Source organism: Parabacteroides sp. TM07-1AC, from assembly GCF_003480915.1.
Taxonomy (GTDB): domain Bacteria; phylum Bacteroidota; class Bacteroidia; order Bacteroidales; family Tannerellaceae; genus Parabacteroides; species Parabacteroides chongii.
On sequence record NZ_QUKD01000004.1, the window covers coordinates 61,033 to 80,076 of the forward strand.

The following is a 19,044-nucleotide window of genomic DNA, read 5'->3' on the forward strand; positions in this document are numbered from 1 at the left end:
AATCGCTGTCAGAAGCCGTCAGGTACAAGGCGCCGCTACGTGCCGTATCGAACAGGTTGGTAATCCGCACGAAGTCCAGCAGTTCACCGCCCTGCGGTTCGTCCCCGTCCAGCAATGCCCCGATGAAATAAGGGGCGTCCTTGTCTCCGACAAGCTCCGTTCCGGTTTCTGTCACGCACATCAGCGAATAGACGGTACGCTCCCGTTCGGCATATTGCCTGCGGATGATATCCCCGGCTTGCAGTCCCTGTGTCTTCTGCGAGTCGGGGGCAATACGGATCTTGTATGTCGGATAACGGAATACGGACATGGATTATGACAGTTTTTCCACGGTGTCTCCCGAACAGCTGTCGCTGATCCAGAAGGAACCGTTGGTTACCGAAGTCTTTTCGACCTCGAACTCATAGGCGCGGAACTTACGGCGGGCCACCACCTCGTCGAATGTGGCGGAGACGCCTCCTGTCGTCCGGTTCCGGCGGACAGCCCATCCGCTTCCGGAAAGGCCCGGGGAAAAGAACTCCGAAGAGAGCGACCCGGTAAAGACGCTGTTTCCGTAATGCCGGATACCGTCCTCCACCGCTTGCAGGCGTAACGCCTCTGTCAAGTATAGGATTCTGTCAGTAATCCGGGTGGGCGACGCATGGATTCCGATATGCCCGGCTGCTTCCAACGGAACAGCGACCGTAACGAAATCGGCATCGGTGCGGATATGGAACGATTCGCTGTGACGGTTCTGCGGGGCATAACAGCTCACGGACGGACGGTGTGAAAAATCCGTGCTGTGAGGGATAGCCGTCCTTACGTCCTCTTCCTCGTAGATTACCTCGGAAGAAAGCGATACGCGCTCCCTGTCGCCTGTGAACATAAATCCCTCTGCTGTGCCCATCCGCAAGCGCTTGTGGATAACGATACCTTCATCGGAAGTGTCTACCCGGTATGAGGAGAGCAGGTCGGCGCCGTAGTTGTGGCGGACAGTCAGCGAGCCCGGAAAACAAGCCTTTCCGTAAGGGGAAAGCATCAGACACTCGCCGTCCACGTCCGATATGCCGGAGAACAGGCGTATCTTCGGGGTATGGTCGCCGCCTAAAAGAAGGTCACCGCCGATACTCCCGAACTGTATCTTGTCCTTGTCGGTACAGAGCAGTACGGGAACATCTCCGATCCGGATGCCGAATCCGTCCAGGAACGAGAGGAACCCGCCGAGCGCGACATCCTCTTCCGAAAACGAAAGCAGACATTTCCCTTTGTCGCCCAGTTCCACGCCTTGCAAGGCTTTCAGTCCGCCATCCATGACCGTACTCCCTCGCACCGTCAGATTCCGTCTCACCATGCCGTCCCGCATCGTCCAATCCACCGTGTCCGTATTGGCGTTGCCACGATGATAGACATCCTGCCCGCCCACGGCCAGCCGTGTCGGGGAGATGGATATTCCTGTATCCTCGTCCCCGATAATCCATGCCCCTTTGGAATGTACCGTCGCATCCAGAAAGTCTATATGGGAAGCGTTGATTGTAGCGGTGGCCTTGTCCGCGTCGTAACGGAGCAACTGCCTGCCGCCGATATGCAGGCTGTCGCCCCCGACTTTCAGGTTGCCGGTAATCCTGATACCGTACTCGATGGCAGTTACCACACCTTCCGGATCGGTAATGTCCTGCGAATAGGTTTCCAGGATACGGGTGTTTCCAATGCCGGCTTCGAAACCGTAATTGGCACTGAGCTTGCCGGTCATGTCACCGCCCGATTTCTTCAGGTAATCCAACAGCAAGCCACCGCTTCCGGAACCGCCTTCTCCCGTAACGGCTCCGGCAATGGCGGATGCAAAACCGTAAGCGGTATTCTTCAGTCTCAGGCTGGTCTCGTCGCCTTCCTCGATGCCGTAAGGATGCTCGTCGTCCTTTTTCTGCTGGGCATTGAAAAAGTTATGGTACAGCTGTGCATAGATGGAATAGCACAGGCTCTCCTTGTCGAGGGTTTCTATATCGGGATGCAGTTGTACGCTCATTTGGTATAGCTGGTCTTGGAAAGAAATTTCTGGATACGTGATGTCAGCGAGATGAAGTTCGGCATATTGATCGGCGACATCGTGCCCATCAGTGTGGGAGTCATGATTTTCGAACATTCCGTCAGGAAGTCGAGCATCAGCCGGGCAAGCTCATTACCCAGAACCAGCGGCTCGGTGGCATTCTCGTCACCGAGCGTCACCTTGTTGTCGGCAACGGCAACGGTCGTGGAATTGACCTTTTGTACCACTTTATCTGCTGTCTGTCTGACTTCAGACTTGTCCACCGTATGCGTGATGCTTTCCGCATCGATAACGGTTGTCGCTTCCTTGTCCTTGTCATTCCTAACGGTTGTTGTGACGGCCGTCGGCGTATAGTGGGTGGAGGTCTCGTTACCGGTGGTTTCCAGTTCGTCGTAGTCCGGGGAAGAGTCGTTTTCCGGATCCAGTTCCTCCATTTCGGTCACGCCGATGACGGTTTCCGTGCGGGCATTGAGCCGCAGGATATCCACATGGGAGAAGTTAACCACATAGGCATAACGGGTGGCGGCATCCATGAAGATGGTCACGTCGGAAAAAAGTGCGGGGACGATCAGGAAGCCGCCTTCGCTGTTGGTGGCGGCCGAGAGCAACACGCCTTTATGGATAACAGGTTCGGCGGAGGCCGTCTCGTCCGGGTACTCGCCGACATCAATGGTACCGCCGTAGTCGGAAAACTCCTCGTCCGAGGGGTTGTCGTGTATCTTGGCGACATAGCCGTGTATCATGCGGGCCGTACCGATACCGGACATGCCTCCGGGAGCCAGATTGATACGCTCCATACTCCGTCCCAAGGCTATCTTGCGGATAGCCTCACGGATAAGCAACTGGTTGGATTTGTCTGAAGACATGAGTTTTTTGAAAGAATAGGAGGAGCATAGTTTATTGGTTGCCAATTATTTTGTACTTTTGCAAAGACAATGATATTACTTATGAAACAAGAAATTTTAGAATCCTATATTACATATATATTTGATTTCTTTCAAAAATCAAGATGCTTTAAAGCCGGGCAAGGTAACATGCTCAGAAATTTTAGATTTGCAGCTGAAAAGCAATTTACTCGTAATCAATTGGGTATATTGTATTTCCTGGTAAATACCCTCATTGATAATGGCTATCTCTACTTAAAAGATAGAGATTTTATAGCTCTTACGGAGAATGGTGCCGATGTTATAAATGGGGGAGAGTGTGTTATTCCTAAAATTTCCCTTGAGCGGACAATTTATGAAAAAGAGACCAGTAGATCAGATATATATGAACAGCTTTGGAATATTATCGGATCGAACAAAGAAAATGATTATGCGCCGCTGTATGTAGATGGACCATTGTTTTATAATACAATCAGGCCATATTTAACAACATTGTCGTTACCTCATACATATGGGGAATATATGGCAGAATTGCGGGAAAAGGAAGAATTTACATCAAGAATTAAATGGTATAGGACTTTATTTTTAGCTCTTGATGAGAATGATGTACAAAAATTCCTCAAAGATTTGTCTATCAAAATAAACAGGCTGCTGCTAATGAATACTCCAAAAGATGCGATACAAGAAGCTTTGAATCCTTGGGCAGATGTAGACATTCCTACAATCGATAATACGCCTCTGCCTGAAATTCTCAATAAAGTGGCGGAAGAACCAATTGTGAATAAAAACAAGCCGTTTGTGTTGATTTCGTATGCGTGGGAGGTAGAAGACAATGTCTTTATGAATTGGATTCAAACTTTCGCCAAAGATTTGCGAAGACGAGGGATTGATGCTCAAATAGACCAGTATCAACCTCATGGAACTGACTTGCCTAAATTTATGCTTGAAAGCATCCGTAAGGCAACTAAAGTTCTGTGCATTCTGACTCCAAAGTATAAAGAGAAAGCTGAATCCGGTAAAGGAGGTGCCGCTTATGAAGGGGGTATAATATCACATGAAATATATAACAATCAGGGAACCACTAAATTTATACCGGTTGTACGCAAAGGGTCTTTTGAAACTTCGACACCGGATTTCATTAGTGGAAGAAAAGGTTTTGATTGCTCTACTGACGATAAATACAATAGCGAACTTCCGAATATTATCAAGGTAATAAACGAAGAACCATTGATAGAAATTCCTCCTGTTGAATAACGGTAAATCTTATTTCCTAATTTTATACGGAATACTCAGTTGTTGCCTGTATCCACCCACCCCGAAAGTAGTCGTTACCTCTTCCACGAGGTATACGCCGTTCTTGGAAGGATTACGGTAGTCGATCAGTTCCACCTGTACGGCAGGAGACAGTCCGAAATCCCCGAATACTGTCACATTGCCGGTGATTCCGTTCAGATTGTAATTCCGAAAGTATTCCGTCGTCTCTTCTACAAGCCGGTCGGAATTGATTCCGACATGAGGTGACATATATGGTACGATGGTATATGTGGATAAATCCACCTTGGTCCTGGTCTTCGCTCCTGATGCCGTCGTGTTGCCCGTTACTTTGTGCGTCTTTTTTGAAATCTGCGTGGCATTGACCGTCTGAAACTCCTTGCTGCCCGGCGTCGCCGGGTCGTATTCAGGATTCATGCGTACTGTCACCTCAAAGAATTTTTCATCCGTCCCGAGTGCCTTGCCCGTCACCGCCAAAAACTTCGGATCGGTCTTGACCACTTTCAGGTTGCTCTGCGCCACATGCTCGTTGAAGTATATCCTGTACGGTCCTGTCGATTCATCCTCCGGGAATACCGGCTGAGCCTTGCTGGACGAATAAGGACGCCCGACGGCAATGGACGGTATGGCCCCGTCATCATCGGCATCGTATTTTAAAAAACAGTAGACCTTGTACTTCGACCATTCGGAAAGGATATCCGCTACCGTGAAGTTGTCCGTGACCTTTACCTTGCCGATATGTATCTCAAACCGCTTCGTATCCGAGTGTATCCTGAAGCCGGTATCTTTCAGGATATTATACTTGCCTTCCAGCACCTCGTTCACCGTCGTCCCTTTCGCCGGGGTCTCGAAATGAGGTGCCTGTTTCAGTTTGAGTTTGTAGGCCATATTCTCACACTGGATTTCCAGCGTGCTGTCCGAATTGTATCCGGTAATGTATCCGTCGAACATATTTTTCAGCACGCCGTTGTAGCCCAGCTTGATATTGATGCGCTGTCCGACCTTGAATGTCGTCTCGTCAACCAGACGCTGCGCGCTGCGTTTCTCGATGATGACACCGTCCTGCATCACCTCCGTCGTTATCCTCGACACGTCCTTGCCCTCCAATGTCACGTTCCCGATAATCGTGGAGCGGCATACCGACCCTTTCGGGAATATCACTTTGGCCGTTCCGATCAGCTTCTTGTAACTCTCGTTGATTTCGAGCGACTGGACTTCCGTAATCTCCACGCCGTTCTGTATCCTCATCGGATTGGATGGGTCGGCATCCCCGATGGTGATGCGACAGCAGAGGATATCCATTGCAGCTATACCCATAAACGTGTCAGTTTAAGCAACGAGGCGGGGTCGATGACCTCCGTACCGAATTTAACATACTTGATCCACTTGTTCGTGTGCTTGATGGCCGTGTCCACCTTTTCCTGTTCCGCCAGTTTCAGTTCCACGGCTTCCGATGGCTCCACGGCGACACAGTTCAGCGAATACGGCTGCACGTTCCGGCAATCCGTAGGCTGTAAGGTATAGCCCTGTATAATCAACCGTGAAATGTTGAACTGGCGCAATACCGTGTTGTCGCAATCGATGACACCCTTGTATTGTACCAGCCTGATAAACTTGGACACTTCCGCCTCGGGATACACGTCCGGGTATTTGGAGGTGATCTTGCCGTTGATGGTAATCTCGAGGTCACCCCCGGATATATATTCCTTGCGGGTATAGTCCCGCCCCTGTACCCGGGTCAGCAGGATATTGTTCCGGCTGCTGACCTGTACCTGCGGTCCCAGGTCCACGAATGTCACCAGTCCATACCGGCTGTTCGGCAAAACCTTGCACTCGCTGTTGTCATAATACTTCCCCTCCTCTGATATGGACAGTTCCAGAAAATCCGCCACTGTCCGGCCGACGATGGAATCGATATGGTTTTTCTTCTGCGCCACCGCCTGCTGTTCCCTGATGAGCTGGTAGTACTGCCCGGTCTTGTTCGCCAGGCTGGACTGCGACTGTGTCTGAAGATACTTGTCCCGCACCTGCTGTTCCCAGTATTTGAGGTATCGGGGATAGGAACGTAGCAACCCGTAAGCCGTCTGCGAGGCAACCTGTATGGCTGCCCGTTTGAGCAGGTCATGGTGCCTGGAGAAGTAATGTACCTGCCCGTCCTGTAATTCGGCAAGCCCCATGCCCAACGCCAGACGCGTGGCGTTGCTGATGTATCCGCCAAGCGAACCGTGGTTGAGTATGCCTCCGCTCAACAAAGTCGAGGCCGCGATTTGTATCAGTCTTCCCATAATCCTTTCATTTTATGCGTTCCAGGAGGCATCGAAGTCATGCACGACATCGATGAGTGCCTGTGCCAGTTGTTCTTTCAGGTTCTGTATCTCTTCCGTCTGCCCCTCCTTCGACTTCATCAGGTCGATGGTCCTGACACTGAGCAGGCTCTCTATGTTTACGATGACCTGTTTCGGTGCCGCCGAGGACAACCGTCCCGTGCCGGAATAGTTGCCGCCGGCCCCTCCGTCATCCAGATGCGTGTTGGTAATCGGATTGGCAGCAAACGGACGTGTATCGTTGGAATCCGGTTCGTTGCCGTACTGGTCGGGAGTGAAGCCCGCCATGCGGAGGATGTTTTCGGCAGCTTCCGCCGAACCTCCGAAAGTCTGCCGGAGCGATGAAAAGAACTTCACGAGTGTCGTATGTGCCAGCTTGCGATGCGCGATATTGTCTACGCGCTGCGCATCGGTGGCGTTCTGCCCCAGTGCCCGCTGTTTCCACAGCCCGTTTTTATCCTGTTCGAATCCCCAGGCCCTGAGCTGGTCAAAATCGAACCCTCCCTTACGCATCAGCTCATGCGCATTGGCGGCACTCGATATGGCATTACGATAGGCGGTGGCGGCACGCACAATCTCCGGAACGGTCTGCGTGTTCATGTACCGGGCATAGTCGTATGTGCGGGCGGCAACCGCTTCCGACCTGTCCCCGATATCATTCACATAGACTGCCTTGCCGTCCTGCATACGCCACAAAGACTTGTCGAGATCCTTCTCCTGTTGCCCGAAACGCTCCTTTACCGTCTTGAGGAAAGCGTCCACTTCCAATACCGTACCCATCTTCCCGAACTCGGCGTAGGCGGCATCGATACGTGTCTGGCTGTCGCGTTTGGCAAGGGTGACAAGCGCATCCCTTATGTCATCCTGACGGGCTTTGTCCATGTTATACACATGGTCTCGCGATACCATCCCCTCCGATGAAGCGATGGCAAATTCCCCCAAGAACCCGGCCCACCAGTTGGATGTGAAGGCTCCGATTTTATGTCCCGAAGCCTCTTCGATACTTTTGCCGGCAACAACCTCGTCCACGGCACGCTTTGTCTTGACAGCCATGTTATAGGTCTCGCTCAGGGAGGAGTAAAGTGCCTCTATGGACGGATAACGGTACTTGCGGTTCGATTCGATCTCTTCCAGTACGGCATCCTTCGCCTCCTTTATCTTCCAGGTCTTGTAAGCCACCCATCCCAAAGCCCCGACCAATGCGGCTATACCTGCCGTGGCGGCAACCGCGCCTGTACTGATGGCACTCAACGAGGCGGCAGCACCGGTCAGTCCGCTGCCGGTAGCCACCTGTGTGGCAAACAGCGACTGCAGGACTCCTTTGGCTCCGATGACACCGCCCCCGGCCATCAAGGCGCGGGTCATCGCTCCCCGTCCCGCCACGCCTGCGGACTGCATGGCCGACACGATGGCCCGCTTCTGGGCAAACGAAGCCTTGCCGATACCGCCTGCCCCCAGCAGCCCCTGCACGGCACTGATTGATGTCGTGGCCGCAGACTGTTTGCCGATAAACCCCATGGCGATGCCGATATTCGTCAGGGCTCCCGCCACCTTGAACAGCCGGGTCGCGACAACGCCTGTAAAGACAAGCGGTTCTATCCAATGGAAATTGCGGGTCACCCATGCGCCGATATTGCCGATCACGGTGAAGATGTCCAACAAGGCATTCCCGATGGACACCAGGCCACGGGTAAATTCCGGAGCCTTGAACTTTGCCAGAAAAGTGCGGAGCACAGTGCGGATAGAGGGTTCCAACACCTCGTATGCCTGCATGAACCCTTCGGTCAGCTGGGAGGTCACCTGCGCCCACAATCCCTTGGTCGTATTCTGCTTTACCAATGCCAGTTCCGAGGAAACGCCCTGGGAACCCCGGTTATATGAAGTCAGTTCTCGTAGTTTGTCGTAGTTCTTCAGGAACATCATCGCCGCGTTACCGCCAATTTTCCCGAAGATTGCCTGGACATCCGCCATCGACGCGCCCTTCTTGTTCAATTCCTCGAAAATGTCCGCTATAGGACGGAGTTTCTCGACCTGCACCCCCTCGATGTCACGCATTTCCGTGAACCGGATGCCCAGGCGGTCCAGAACTTCCTGTGCCTCCTTGGTAGGTTTGGCAAAACGTGTGGAAAGAGCACGCAACGAGGTTCCCGCCAGTGTTCCCTTCAGACCCATATTGCCCAGAAGACCGATGGCGGCACTGCTTTCCGTGAAGTCCACGCCCGCCATACGCAGGTAACCGGCAGCCATCTTGTATGACTCCGCCATCTCCACGATATTCACATTCGAGCGGGAAATGGTGGAGGAGATAATGTCCGCCACGCTGTCCATGCTGTCGTTATGGATATCATAACCGGCCATGATGTTCGTGGCCAGGTCGGCGATATACGACACGTCGTTGTCACCGATAAGTGCCAGGTTCGTGATCGGGCGGATGGACTTGTTGATTGTCTCGATATTCATGCCCGCCATCGACAGGTATTTGACGGCACCGGCAATCTCCACGGCTGTGTATTTCGTGTCGATGCCGATTTTACGGACATGACGGGCCATACTGTCAAAACGGCTCTCGAATGTCTTGAGGTCGCTGTCCGCCACACGGAGGATGGAATGTGCCGATTCCATGATGTTGGAATAGTCGATGGCCTTCGTCAGTTCCGAACGGATCAGGCTGTAACCCATATAGGCATTGAGCATCGAAGCGAACGGGAGGTTCCTGAGTGACGGCGCTTTCGAATACTGGATACGGTTGATGGCGGCACGGCGTTTACTGCGGTAGAGCGTACCGGCTGCAGTATGTTCCCGCTGCATGAGCCTGACGGACTGCATCGCATTGCGCTGTTCCTGCCGTCTTGCAGCCTGCTCGGCCTTTATACGTTCCGTTTCTGCCTTACGGCGTGCCTGTTCTGCCTGCCGGCGTATTTGCTCCGCAGCACGAGCGGCATTCTTGCGCTCCCGTTCCTTAGCCCGCACTTCATCGGCACGCCGTTTTTCCGCTGCGGCCGTTTCTGCCAGAGCCGCCTTACGGCGCTGTTCTGCGGCAAAGACCTCCTCTGCGTGGGCCAGTTTCTGGCGATGCAGCTGCTGTCCTGCATAAAGCCGTTCCATCAGTTTCTGCCGGGCCTTTTCGGGCATTACGAAGGCCTGCGGAGCATATGGCACCGGAACGGAAGGTGTGAGTCCTTCGGATGGTATGCCTCCCTGCATGTTGAAAGAAATGACAGAAGCACTTTTGATACGACCCAATAGGGAAAGTATCTGCTGCAACCTGTTTTCCGCCGTCCCGGTCTTGATTTGCAGTTCCCGGTCACGTTCCATGGAAACCAGGGCGGAGTTGATTTTCCCGATGGCTTTGGTAATGCGTTTCTGCGCGTCTGTCATCGTGCCAACGGACGAGGCGGCATTCTTTTCGATCTCCGCTTTGCGCATCTCGGCAGCCTTTTTCTCGTAAAGGCTTTTGGCATTGGCCTTGATTTTCTTGCTGTCCAAAGCCTGACCGGCATTGATGGTCAGGCTGATGCCTTTGGAAAGCGTGGAAATATCCGTGAGTAACCCCTTGATACGTTCCAGCTTCTCTTCGCTTTTTTTCGTATCGATGGTCAGGCGGTAATCGAAATTACGTTTCTTGCCGTTCTTGGTGCGGAACACGCGGTCTATCTCGTCCATCATATTCTTGATGTTCGTGACGGCCGGAGTCAGGGACGCTTTCGCCTGTACCAGCTTGCCTACCGCCTCACCGAAGGCGATAACCTGCTTGGTGCCCTGAGAGGCATCCACGTTGATGGAGTAGTTGACCTGATAGTTCTGTTCCTGAGCCATGGTAATGGGTACTGCGTTAAAAGAATAGTCTTTCCGCAAGGGCGGAGATTATGAAACGAAGGCCGCCGCAAACCGGAAGCTTACGGCGGCAGGTCAAGGAGTCCTCTCCGGCAATGACATCGGAACGGGCATACGGCTGATGAGCATCTGCTCGTGCAGCCACAACGCCTCTTCGGAAAGCATCGCGAACTCCTCGTCGGAAATCGTGTCGAGGTTGACGCCGGGAAAGTAGTGGCGGACATAGATCATCCGCTGGCGGATGCGCTGCTCGTCGGTCACTACCCACCGGCTTATAAGTTTACCAGGACACTCTGGCGGGTGGTGATCAGCTCGGAAAGCTGTCCCATCAGACCGAACAGGAAGAGCGACTCGTCGTCCACGAGTTCCTTATCTCCGTCCACGAAGCAGTCGCGGGCCAACGTGCGCATGGCGATTACCTCGTCCTTTTTGGAAGCGGCCATGAATTTGCTGAACTGCGGAAAGCTCGGTTCGGACATGTAGGCCACATAAATCTCTTTCTCGCCGTTTGCGGTGTCTCCGAAAACGACCATCGGACAAATCTTGCGGAGTTTCTTCTCCTCTTTCAGTTTGAGGGCTTTTTCCTTGATCTTGGTCTCCTGTTCCAGTGAAAGCATTTTTTCGTCCATATCGAATTTGTTTTGATTCATCGAAAGAGTAGGACAAAGAATCGTGGAAAGGTTGAAGACACGGTTCTTATTCACTTGTAATCCATATGTTATACAAAAAACTTCTTTGCTCCTGATATTCCCAGATCAGTCTTCAAAGGAAATTTCGCTGAATATATTTCATATATTTCTTTGATATATAGTATATAATCGTTAATTTTGCATATTCTCAAACATAAATGATTATGTGCAAAATAGATGATTTTATAGATGTGACAAGCCGGTACATCGCTGAATTGCTTGATTTGAGGGCGGACATCAGGCCGGTCGAAAAGGATGTCTTGCATACATTCCCAGCCAATATTACTGCCGGTTATACATTTTGTACGGCTAACTTGTTGGGGCATGACGTAGTTCTTCTGTATAGTGCAGACAGTTCTGCATATACTCCGGGGCAGATGCGGAAACAAAAAGAACTGGTTGAGCGAAAAGCCCAATGCCCGGTAATATTTGTATTGCGTACGGTGGCGGCCTATAATGTACGGCGTCTTGTCAGACATCGTGTAAATTTCATCATACCGCAAAAGCAAATGTTCATACCGGATTTGTTGATAGATTTGAAACCGCATAAAAATAATATCGGGGGAGGTGAAGAAACGCAGATTCCTGCAATTGCCCAATGCATAATCCTTTATCATCTTGAAGTAAAGTCTCTCGAAGGGAAAGGAACTTATGATATTGCAGATCTTTTCAACGTGTCGTATGCCAATGTAAACCGGGCGGTCAGATGGCTGAAAGATAAAGAAGTTATCGCTTTATCCGGCGGCAAGACAAAGAGTATGATATTTCAGTTCAAAAAGCGTGAATTATGGGACAGGATGTTGCCGTTCCTGGCGAACCCCATCGAGCGGATTGTATATACCGATAGTCTGCCTGATGAAGTATTTTGTATTAGTGGAGTAAATGCCTTGTCGGAATATTCAATGCTGAACAAGGAAAAAAATGACACTTATGCCATTGCAAAAGAAGAAGTTCGACGGTTGCAAATCCGGACAGACAAGGAATATGGCGAGACCCGCATAGAGATATGGCGTTACAATCCATGTTTTTTCTCAAAAAACGGCATTGTGGACAAATTGTCTTTATTTCTGGCCATGAAGGATATGGATGATGAACGCATTCAAATAGAATTGGAAACTATGATAAATAATATGATATGGTAAGAGGAATTGATAAATTCAGGGAGTTTTTCACCGGATATGAAGGAAACTATGTCATCATAGGTGGTACTGCCTGTGAAATGCATGAAGAAATATATGCACAAACTCCAAGGGCGACCAAGGACATAGACATTATACTGATTGTGGAGGCGCTGTCTTCGGATTTTGCTGCAAAATTCTGGGAGTTTGTAAAAACCGCAGGGTACAGACAAAGGAATAAGGGAACCGGGAACGGGGAATGCAGGCATGAATATTACAGGTTCAAGGAACCGGTAAATCCGGATTTCCCGTATCAGATAGAACTCTTTTCACGAAATATCGGGGTTGTCAAATTCCCGAACGATGCCCACATTACCCCCATTCCGGTTGATGATGACCTGTCAAGTCTGTCAGCCATTTTGATGGATGATGACTATTATAATTATACCATTGAACACAGCACGTTGGAGGAGGGCGTACATATTGCGAACATTGAAAGTCTTATCTGTCTGAAATGCAGGGCCTATTTAGAAATGACCGAGCGGAAAAACAATGGAGAACAAGTGGACAGCAAACATATAGTCAAGCACAAGAAAGATGTATTCCGGCTGGTTGCCATGCTTGCTCCTGCCGACACCTACGAAGTTCCTGGTACACTTAAACAAGATGTTGACAGGTTTTGCCTGGCTGTCAAAGAAGAAGTGCCAAACTCTGATTTTTTCAAATCGGCAGGACTTAAAAGCATTTCCGGAGAACAGTTATTGGAACAACTTGAAGCCAATTTCATAACACAACAATGAGAATCCAATATGCATCCGACCTGCATCTCGAGTTCCAGGAGAACAGCAGTTTTTTGAAGCACAACCCGCTGGCTGTTGCCGGAGAAGTGCTTGTCCTTGCCGGAGATATAGGATATATCGGAGATGAGAACTACTCCAGACATCCGTTCTGGGACTGGGCTTCCGGAAATTACAGCCGGGTCATCGTGGTTCCCGGAAACCATGAGTTTTACAAGATGTTCGACATAGACAAGCTGTATAACGGCTGGTCGCTCAAAATCAGGGAAAACATCACCTGCCACTATAATGCCGTTATCCCATTGGGTAACGATATAGAATTGATCGCTACCACACTGTGGTCACATATCCTGTTGCAGGATGCCTATGAGACTGAGGCAGCCATCACGGATTTCCGCAGGATGCGTTACGGCAGCGAACCGCTGGACTGGACAAGGTTCAATGACGAACATTCGCGCTGTTTCCGTTTTCTGGAACAGAGCGTAAAACAAAGTACTGCCAGACATCTCATTGTCGCCACCCATCATGTACCGTCATTCGAACTGATGGCGCCGGAGTTCAAGGGCAGTCCGCTCAATGGGGCATTTACCGTGGAGCTTGGCGGTTTCATTGCAGACAGCCCGATTGAATACTGGATATATGGCCACTCGCACCGCAATATCAATAAGGTCATCGGAAACACCCGGTGCATATGCAACCAGTTGGGCTATGTGTTCAGTAACGAGCATACGTCATTCGATAAGGAAGCGCATATTTCGATTTAAGTCTGCCATACATAAATCCCGTCTGTCAGCCAAGGTCAATATCCGGCAAACAGACGGGTTATTATGTAACAAATTTATGGTTGACTATTGAAGTCGTGGCTTCACCAACTTTCCGTCGATACCGCATGTTTCCAGAACCGCGGTATTTTCTTTATTGAAGGCGATCAGGCATGACGGTGCTCCGGCTGTACCTCCCTGTTCCCCCGTGACATGGTAAAAGCTGAGTCGTCCCTTGATAAAGAGTATTGAATCGGCGTTCGGGAATATCAGTTCGTGGAACAGGCGCGTGTCCGTGCGGGCAAAAGTGAGCGCGACGGCATTCCTGTGTTCGACACACCTGCGGATAAACCGGACAATCAGTGCAGTGTCATAGGGAGGATTGCAGAATACACGTCCGAACCAGGGTTGTTGCAGGCCGTTGTCCTCAATGGTATAGTGATGTCGCGCCGTATCCCATGGGCGGTTTACGGGCGAACACGGATCCAAATCGAACGGCCCCAGCCTCCGAAGCAGGCAGGGAGGCGTGAGCCATTCGTTCTTTCCGGTAGAAGATTTCCCCTCGAAAGTTACATTCATGACAGCTTAGATTGTATCACCCGAGCCGATTTGGATATCGAACGGGTTGAGGTCGAATTCATGGGTGATATTGGTATCATCCTGCTGTGACTCGAGACAATCCTCCGTGAAGATGCAACCTTTGAGCGTTACGGTCGTCGTTGTCCAGTCCTCGCCGGCCATCGGGTTGGCAAAGCTGATGATCAGGTCGAACTCGCCGATTTCGAGCAGCGAGCCGTACACCGAACGCAACAGCTGTTGCGTGGCATAGTCCATCGTGATGCTCGCCGTATAGGTAATGTTCCCGAACCCCCTCGACACCGGCCGGCCCCCCATGCCGTAGTTACTTTCGACCTTGCGCTTCTTCGACCATTTGATGGCCGACACGCCTTCAAGGGTCGTGGAACCTTCATCGATTCCCAGGGCGGTCGATGACAGGGTTATCATCGACCACGAGTATGCTACATTGTTGATTATTGCCATATGCTATGTCTTATTTGCGGTTAATGACAGTCCTTCCTCTACATAAATCTTCACGGCCACGCCCACCGGGACAAGGACATAGGAGATGCGCAGCGTGTCGTCCACCAACACGTTCTGGTTCGGGTCGATAGTGACGGCGTATCCTGAAATTTCCTGCGCCGCCTGCATCTTGGCCAGTATATCCCCGATGAGTGTCTTGAAAGCTGTAATCTTCGACGGGGCGAGAAACCCGGTTGAAGGATTGACCATCAGCGGTGAGTTCACATACGGCAGCAGGGCTGCACGCACGGCACGGCGGCTCTTGTTGATGGTGCGGTTCCGTGCAATGGTACGGAAATCCCCATGTGAGCATGTCTGGTCTTTCGAGATGTAGATCCCATTCTCGCGGCCGGCATACTTGATGGGAAAAATATACCCCTTGTCGTCGAGTTCGTCCAGCAGTGACGGGGAGAGCGACTCGTACCGGTTCAGGCTGAGGAAGTTCTCCTCCGCCTCGTCGAGGTTGGTGTCCCCGAACCCCAGTTCTATTTCCTGAAAGTCATCCGCAAAGAGATTGAACTGCTTGACCCATGCGATAGATTCATGCACGTTGGCCTTTGCTATGGCCCCCATAACCGCTCCCAGAAATCCCACGGGCGTATGGTTTCTGTTGCACATCTGCATCGTGGAGATCTTTTCGTGATGCGCCTGGCCGAATATACAGCTGATACGGCTCGATTCACAGATACATGAAGGTATTTTATTCAGGTCAATCTGACGCCCCTCAGTCGTATCCGCCCCCGTATTGGAAGGATTGGCGGAAAGGATGAGCGAGAGCGGCTGGTTCTGCTCCGCAAGCCCCACGGCCACGTCGTTGAGTCCCTTTACCAGATTGAGGTTGTACTGTTCCGATGCGCCGTTCGCTTTCCACAGCGGCTGTTCCGTCCATATGCCTATCTGGTTGATCATGCCCCCGGCAGCACGCTGCATGATTTCCAGCGCATCCCAGTTCGCCGAACAGTCCGCGAACATCACGTAGAGTTTTCCTGAACCGCCCGGATTGCCGGACATGCGGAAAAATTCACGGATATGGTATGCCGGGATGCCGTGCAGGAAATTGACATTCATCTCCTCCTCGTCGGTTGCCTCCACACGTTCGATGATACCGAAGTCGTTCACGGCGGACTTGAACGAGGTGATGTAGCAGACATCGCCAGGCTTGAGCCTGGTCTCATTGGTTTTACCATACCCCTCCGTGAAAAGCGTCGGCTGGAGGGACACGTCGAACAGCAGTCCCGTCACCTTCTCGCCCGACGAGCCGGTATCGTAAGGAATATTGCCGTCCACATCCTTGATAAATACATTACCGAGTGCCATTATGATTTCTTTTTAAGTTCGTTGTAGAAAGGATTCCTGTAGAGTACGGCCTTGCCCCTGATGGCGGCCGCCGTGTCCGGCGCATAGGTTCCTCCGTGCGTGTCGATGTACAGCGACGGATATGCCGGGAACTTTTTCAGCAGGGACAGGATGTGAGGCTCTGTCGTCTCCTCCGACCCTGCATTCCCTTTCCCCGCGGTCTTGGCCGGCAGCCTGTCTTCAGTCTCGCCGCCTGTCCCGAGGTTTTCCGATGCCGTTTCCGGAACGGGCTCCGTCTGAGCCTCCGGTGCAGGAATATTATTGTTGTCTGTCTGCGGAGTTTCCTCCGTGTTTATTTTCTTTGCCATAACAGTAGAATGAAAATGGGGAACGGGGCCTTGCCTCCGCTCCCCGGGTGGATATTGAGAATGAAGAAAGGTGTGTTATTCGCTCTTCTTGTAGGCGGTATGGACCACGATCTCCGCCGGGCGGACGATGTTCACGTCCATTTTCATGCGCATCTGGAAAAAGAACAGCTCGGAGTTGGCCTGCAGACGGTCGATTTTCAGGATGTCCGTGTCGTTCGCGTAATCCACCCCCATCCACAGGTTGGAGTCCATGCCGGTGGAGAACTCACCGAGCACCATCGTGTGTTCGGGGATTCCCACGACCGGGACGATGCGCTTGCCCTTGAAGCGATAGCGGTTGACCTCGGTATTCTCGGAATACTTGACCTGCTTGTCCGAGATATATTGGTCATACGCGTCCCAGGCGTCCCATCCGACCACAAAGGTCAGAGATGTCTTCTTTCGGATCTGCTTCGGACATTTCCTCCACATCGCATAGAGCGCCGCCTCCACTGCGGCCCCGTCCGTCAGCTCGGTCGTTCCCGAAATGATGCACTGCCCTCCGGCAACCACCTCGGCATCGGAGGAGTTCACATTGTCGAGGATCCGTTTGATGACCCCGTCAAAATATTTCTCCTTGTTGGCTCCGATTTTCGTGCAGCCTTCCGGTGCGGTAATCTTGGCCACCGTCTCTCCTCCGCGGGCGGAAGTCCAGATGGCGTTTCCGATATACTCGTTTTTCTTGTCCATAAGGAGACGGAGCATCGTCGCCTGGATTTTCGGGTCGAGCTCGCGGAACACGAGATTGCCTTCTGGCTGCGCGAAACGCCAGTACTTCTCGTAGTCCCTCGGGTTAAACTCGAGATAGACCATAAAATCGGACGGCTCAAGATGGCGTTCGGTGAACTGGTACTCGTTCGTGCCGTCATCGCCCTTGGCTCCGTGGATGGGCTGTGGGGTCGGCACGTTGTCCTGGATAATGTTGCCCAGCTTGATGGCAGGAAGCGTGTAGCGGTGCTGGATGCCCGTCTTGATATGAATCAGTCCCTCGCGGACCGTATCATTGCCCTGCACGGTATAGGTCAGCAAGTCCTCAAGCACTTCGCCGCTATACCCGTTTTGAAGAAAGTTTACTGTATCAGCCATTGTCGTTTTAAGTTTTCCGTTGAAGAATGAAACTCGGCCGACTGGCGGATACCTGCTGTTTCCGCGCGAGACACTGCGGTCTCCGGCATGTCAGTTAAAATCGGGCGGACGCCCGCGGATAGCCTGTCAGAGCTTTCGGAACTTGAAATCCGCACCGACCACTTCCGCCACCTTCTCGGCCATCAGCTGTTCGGCGGTCTTTGTCGCTTCCGCCGTGGCCTGGATGTTGGCAGGGTCATCGGCGATTTCCTTCGAGATTTTCTCCCGCGCGGGAATGGAAGCCAGCGTGCTTTCCGCCAACTCGAAGTTGGAACCGGCCATCTCCACCCACTGCGTTTTCGCCTCACGGTCAATCTTGCCTTCTGCAATGGCATTCTCCACCAATGTCTCGATACGGGAAGCCTGCTCGTCCTTCTCTTTCTGCTCGTAGGCGGAAAGGCGTGCCGTCGCTGCGGCCAGGTCTGTCTGCAAGTTCCGGATGGAGGCGTCTTTTCCGGCGATGACGGTCTGCGCGTCGCTCAGTGATTTCTGTATTTCTCTGTATTTGGGTTCCATCGCGGCCAGTTCAGAGATACGTGCCATCACGTCCTTGACCTCACCGTCCTTCATGCCCAGCGAGGCTGCAATCGCCCCGTACTCAAAGCCTTGTGTCTTGTTTTCGTTTGCCATATCGTTTTCCGTTTCTGTAAGAGTAGGTTCAATGCCTTTGAAAGGTTTATTTCCCGCGCTGACACGGCTCATCAGTTCCTGGATGGCGGCCGTATCGGTCAATCCTTCTATCTCGTCATGCACTTTACGGCAAAGCTGCTTCGAGGTATGGATGACATGCTCCGCAGGTATGATGCCGGCCTTGACGGCAGCCTGTGCGTCGAAATAGGTCCCGTCCTTTCCTGCCTGTCCGTCCATGATGGCCCGCACATGCTCCGCTTTCAGGCCGAACCGTTTCCGGTAAATCGTCTCGATCTGTTTGGTAAAAGCCGTTACCATGTCCGACGGTTCCCCTCCGTCATCGTCCGGCAACATCGGGTTATGAATCATCAGTATGGCATAATCACGCATGAGAGAACGCTTGCCCGCCGCCCAGATGATGGAGGCCATCGATGCCGCGACCCCTTCGATGATACATTCCGTATCCACCGTGGCATTGGCGATGGTGGAATAGGTGGACATGCCGTAAAGGACACTGCCGCCCTCCGAGTTGATCAACACGCGGATACAGGAGGGACGGATGATATTTTCCAAAAAGTCGAACTCGTCATTGAAACGTGAGGTCGTCTCTTCCGTCACGCGACCGAAGAAACGGATAACAGCCGGCTGGCCTGCCTTCGCCTCTCCGACGACATATTGAAGTGTGTTCATATCCATATGCAAGGGTTATTTGAACAAGAGTAGGCGGTGGAAAAAGAAAAGGTTTTGCACTGCTATTTATGGAAGTGGAAATATGAGAATCCATCCATTTATGGAAATGCGATT

General features: G+C 51.8%; 17 protein-coding genes. 4 read left to right on the plus strand and 13 right to left on the minus strand.

Annotated features, from left to right (window positions below; all coding sequences use genetic code 11):
- Nucleotides 1–313 precede the first annotated feature (313 nt).
- Together DXD68_RS10060 and DXD68_RS10065 are read right to left on the minus strand one after the other, a co-directional pair.
- The gene (locus DXD68_RS10060; protein WP_004293591.1) at nucleotides 314–2,002 is read right to left on the minus strand and encodes a hypothetical protein; all 1,689 of its coding nucleotides are present in this window, start codon (nucleotides 2,000–2,002) and stop codon (nucleotides 314–316) included.
- A complete protein-coding gene (locus DXD68_RS10065) occupies nucleotides 1,999–2,889 on the minus strand; it encodes a hypothetical protein (RefSeq protein WP_004293592.1) in 891 nt (296 codons plus the stop codon). Before DXD68_RS10065 ends, DXD68_RS10060 begins: the two co-directional genes overlap by 4 nt.
- Before the next feature lie 81 nt (nucleotides 2,890–2,970).
- Between DXD68_RS10065 and DXD68_RS10070 the strand changes: the two genes are divergently transcribed.
- Nucleotides 2,971–4,161, plus strand: a complete 1,191-nt coding sequence (locus DXD68_RS10070; protein WP_224200102.1) for a toll/interleukin-1 receptor domain-containing protein — start codon at nucleotides 2,971–2,973, stop codon at nucleotides 4,159–4,161.
- A gap of 9 nt (nucleotides 4,162–4,170) precedes the next feature.
- Here DXD68_RS10070 and DXD68_RS10075 read toward each other — a convergent pair whose 3' ends face one another.
- From DXD68_RS10075 to DXD68_RS10095, 5 genes are all read right to left on the minus strand, one after another.
- Nucleotides 4,171–5,496 (minus strand): hypothetical protein, encoded by a 1,326-nt coding sequence (locus DXD68_RS10075; protein WP_004293594.1) that lies wholly within the window; start codon nucleotides 5,494–5,496, stop codon nucleotides 4,171–4,173.
- Nucleotides 5,487–6,464, minus strand: a complete 978-nt coding sequence (locus DXD68_RS24750; protein WP_004293595.1) for a DUF6046 domain-containing protein — start codon at nucleotides 6,462–6,464, stop codon at nucleotides 5,487–5,489. Before DXD68_RS24750 ends, DXD68_RS10075 begins: the two co-directional genes overlap by 10 nt.
- 12 nt (nucleotides 6,465–6,476) lie before the next feature.
- Entirely contained in the window at nucleotides 6,477–10,319 is a 3,843-nt protein-coding gene (locus DXD68_RS10085; protein WP_117600164.1) for a phage tail tape measure protein, read from the minus strand.
- Nucleotides 10,320–10,412: 93 nt separating this feature from the next.
- On the minus strand, nucleotides 10,413–10,598 hold the full coding sequence (locus DXD68_RS10090) for a hypothetical protein (protein WP_004293597.1): 186 nt from the start codon (nucleotides 10,596–10,598) through the stop codon (nucleotides 10,413–10,415).
- Nucleotides 10,599–10,609: 11 nt separating this feature from the next.
- On the minus strand, nucleotides 10,610–10,966 hold the full coding sequence (locus DXD68_RS10095; RefSeq protein WP_004322807.1) for a hypothetical protein: 357 nt from the start codon (nucleotides 10,964–10,966) through the stop codon (nucleotides 10,610–10,612).
- A gap of 224 nt (nucleotides 10,967–11,190) precedes the next feature.
- Here DXD68_RS10095 and DXD68_RS10100 point away from each other — a divergent pair, with 224 nt between their 5' ends.
- Genes DXD68_RS10100 through DXD68_RS10110 form a run of 3 tightly spaced genes read left to right on the plus strand, consistent with a single transcriptional unit; the run spans nucleotide 11,191 to nucleotide 13,705 of the window.
- On the plus strand, nucleotides 11,191–12,168 hold the full coding sequence (locus DXD68_RS10100) for a hypothetical protein (RefSeq protein WP_182420070.1): 978 nt from the start codon (nucleotides 11,191–11,193) through the stop codon (nucleotides 12,166–12,168).
- Complete coding sequence (locus tag DXD68_RS10105) at nucleotides 12,162–12,944, plus strand: hypothetical protein (protein ID WP_117600113.1); 783 nt, start codon at nucleotides 12,162–12,164, stop codon at nucleotides 12,942–12,944. Before DXD68_RS10100 ends, DXD68_RS10105 begins: the two co-directional genes overlap by 7 nt.
- Nucleotides 12,941–13,705 (plus strand): metallophosphoesterase, encoded by a 765-nt coding sequence (locus tag DXD68_RS10110; protein WP_117600114.1) that lies wholly within the window; start codon nucleotides 12,941–12,943, stop codon nucleotides 13,703–13,705. Before DXD68_RS10105 ends, DXD68_RS10110 begins: the two co-directional genes overlap by 4 nt.
- Before the next feature lie 84 nt (nucleotides 13,706–13,789).
- Here the strand turns inward: DXD68_RS10110 and DXD68_RS10115 are convergent, their stop codons facing one another.
- The 6 genes from DXD68_RS10115 to DXD68_RS10140 all read right to left on the minus strand — a co-directional run bounded on the left by DXD68_RS10115 (nucleotide 13,790) and on the right by DXD68_RS10140 (nucleotide 18,936).
- The gene (locus DXD68_RS10115) at nucleotides 13,790–14,281 is read right to left on the minus strand and encodes a DNA N-6-adenine-methyltransferase (RefSeq protein WP_117600115.1); all 492 of its coding nucleotides are present in this window, start codon (nucleotides 14,279–14,281) and stop codon (nucleotides 13,790–13,792) included.
- Between the two features lie 6 nt (nucleotides 14,282–14,287).
- Entirely contained in the window at nucleotides 14,288–14,743 is a 456-nt protein-coding gene (locus DXD68_RS10120) for a hypothetical protein (protein WP_004293603.1), read from the minus strand.
- Nucleotides 14,744–14,746: 3 nt separating this feature from the next.
- Nucleotides 14,747–16,099 carry a DUF2586 family protein gene (locus tag DXD68_RS10125; RefSeq protein WP_117600116.1) on the minus strand — a complete coding sequence of 451 codons (1,353 nt, stop codon included), beginning with the start codon at nucleotides 16,097–16,099 and terminating at the stop codon, nucleotides 14,747–14,749.
- Nucleotides 16,099–16,446, minus strand: a complete 348-nt coding sequence (locus DXD68_RS10130) for a hypothetical protein (protein ID WP_117600117.1) — start codon at nucleotides 16,444–16,446, stop codon at nucleotides 16,099–16,101. The genes DXD68_RS10125 and DXD68_RS10130 overlap by 1 nt, the downstream gene beginning before the upstream one ends.
- Before the next feature lie 75 nt (nucleotides 16,447–16,521).
- Nucleotides 16,522–17,571: a hypothetical protein gene (locus DXD68_RS10135; RefSeq protein WP_004293606.1), complete on the minus strand. Its 1,050-nt coding sequence runs from the start codon at nucleotides 17,569–17,571 to the stop codon at nucleotides 16,522–16,524.
- 126 nt (nucleotides 17,572–17,697) lie between these two features.
- Nucleotides 17,698–18,936, minus strand: coding sequence for a Clp protease ClpP (locus DXD68_RS10140; protein WP_004293607.1), 1,239 nt, complete (start codon nucleotides 18,934–18,936; stop codon nucleotides 17,698–17,700).
- Nucleotides 18,937–19,044: the final 108 nt, after the last annotated feature.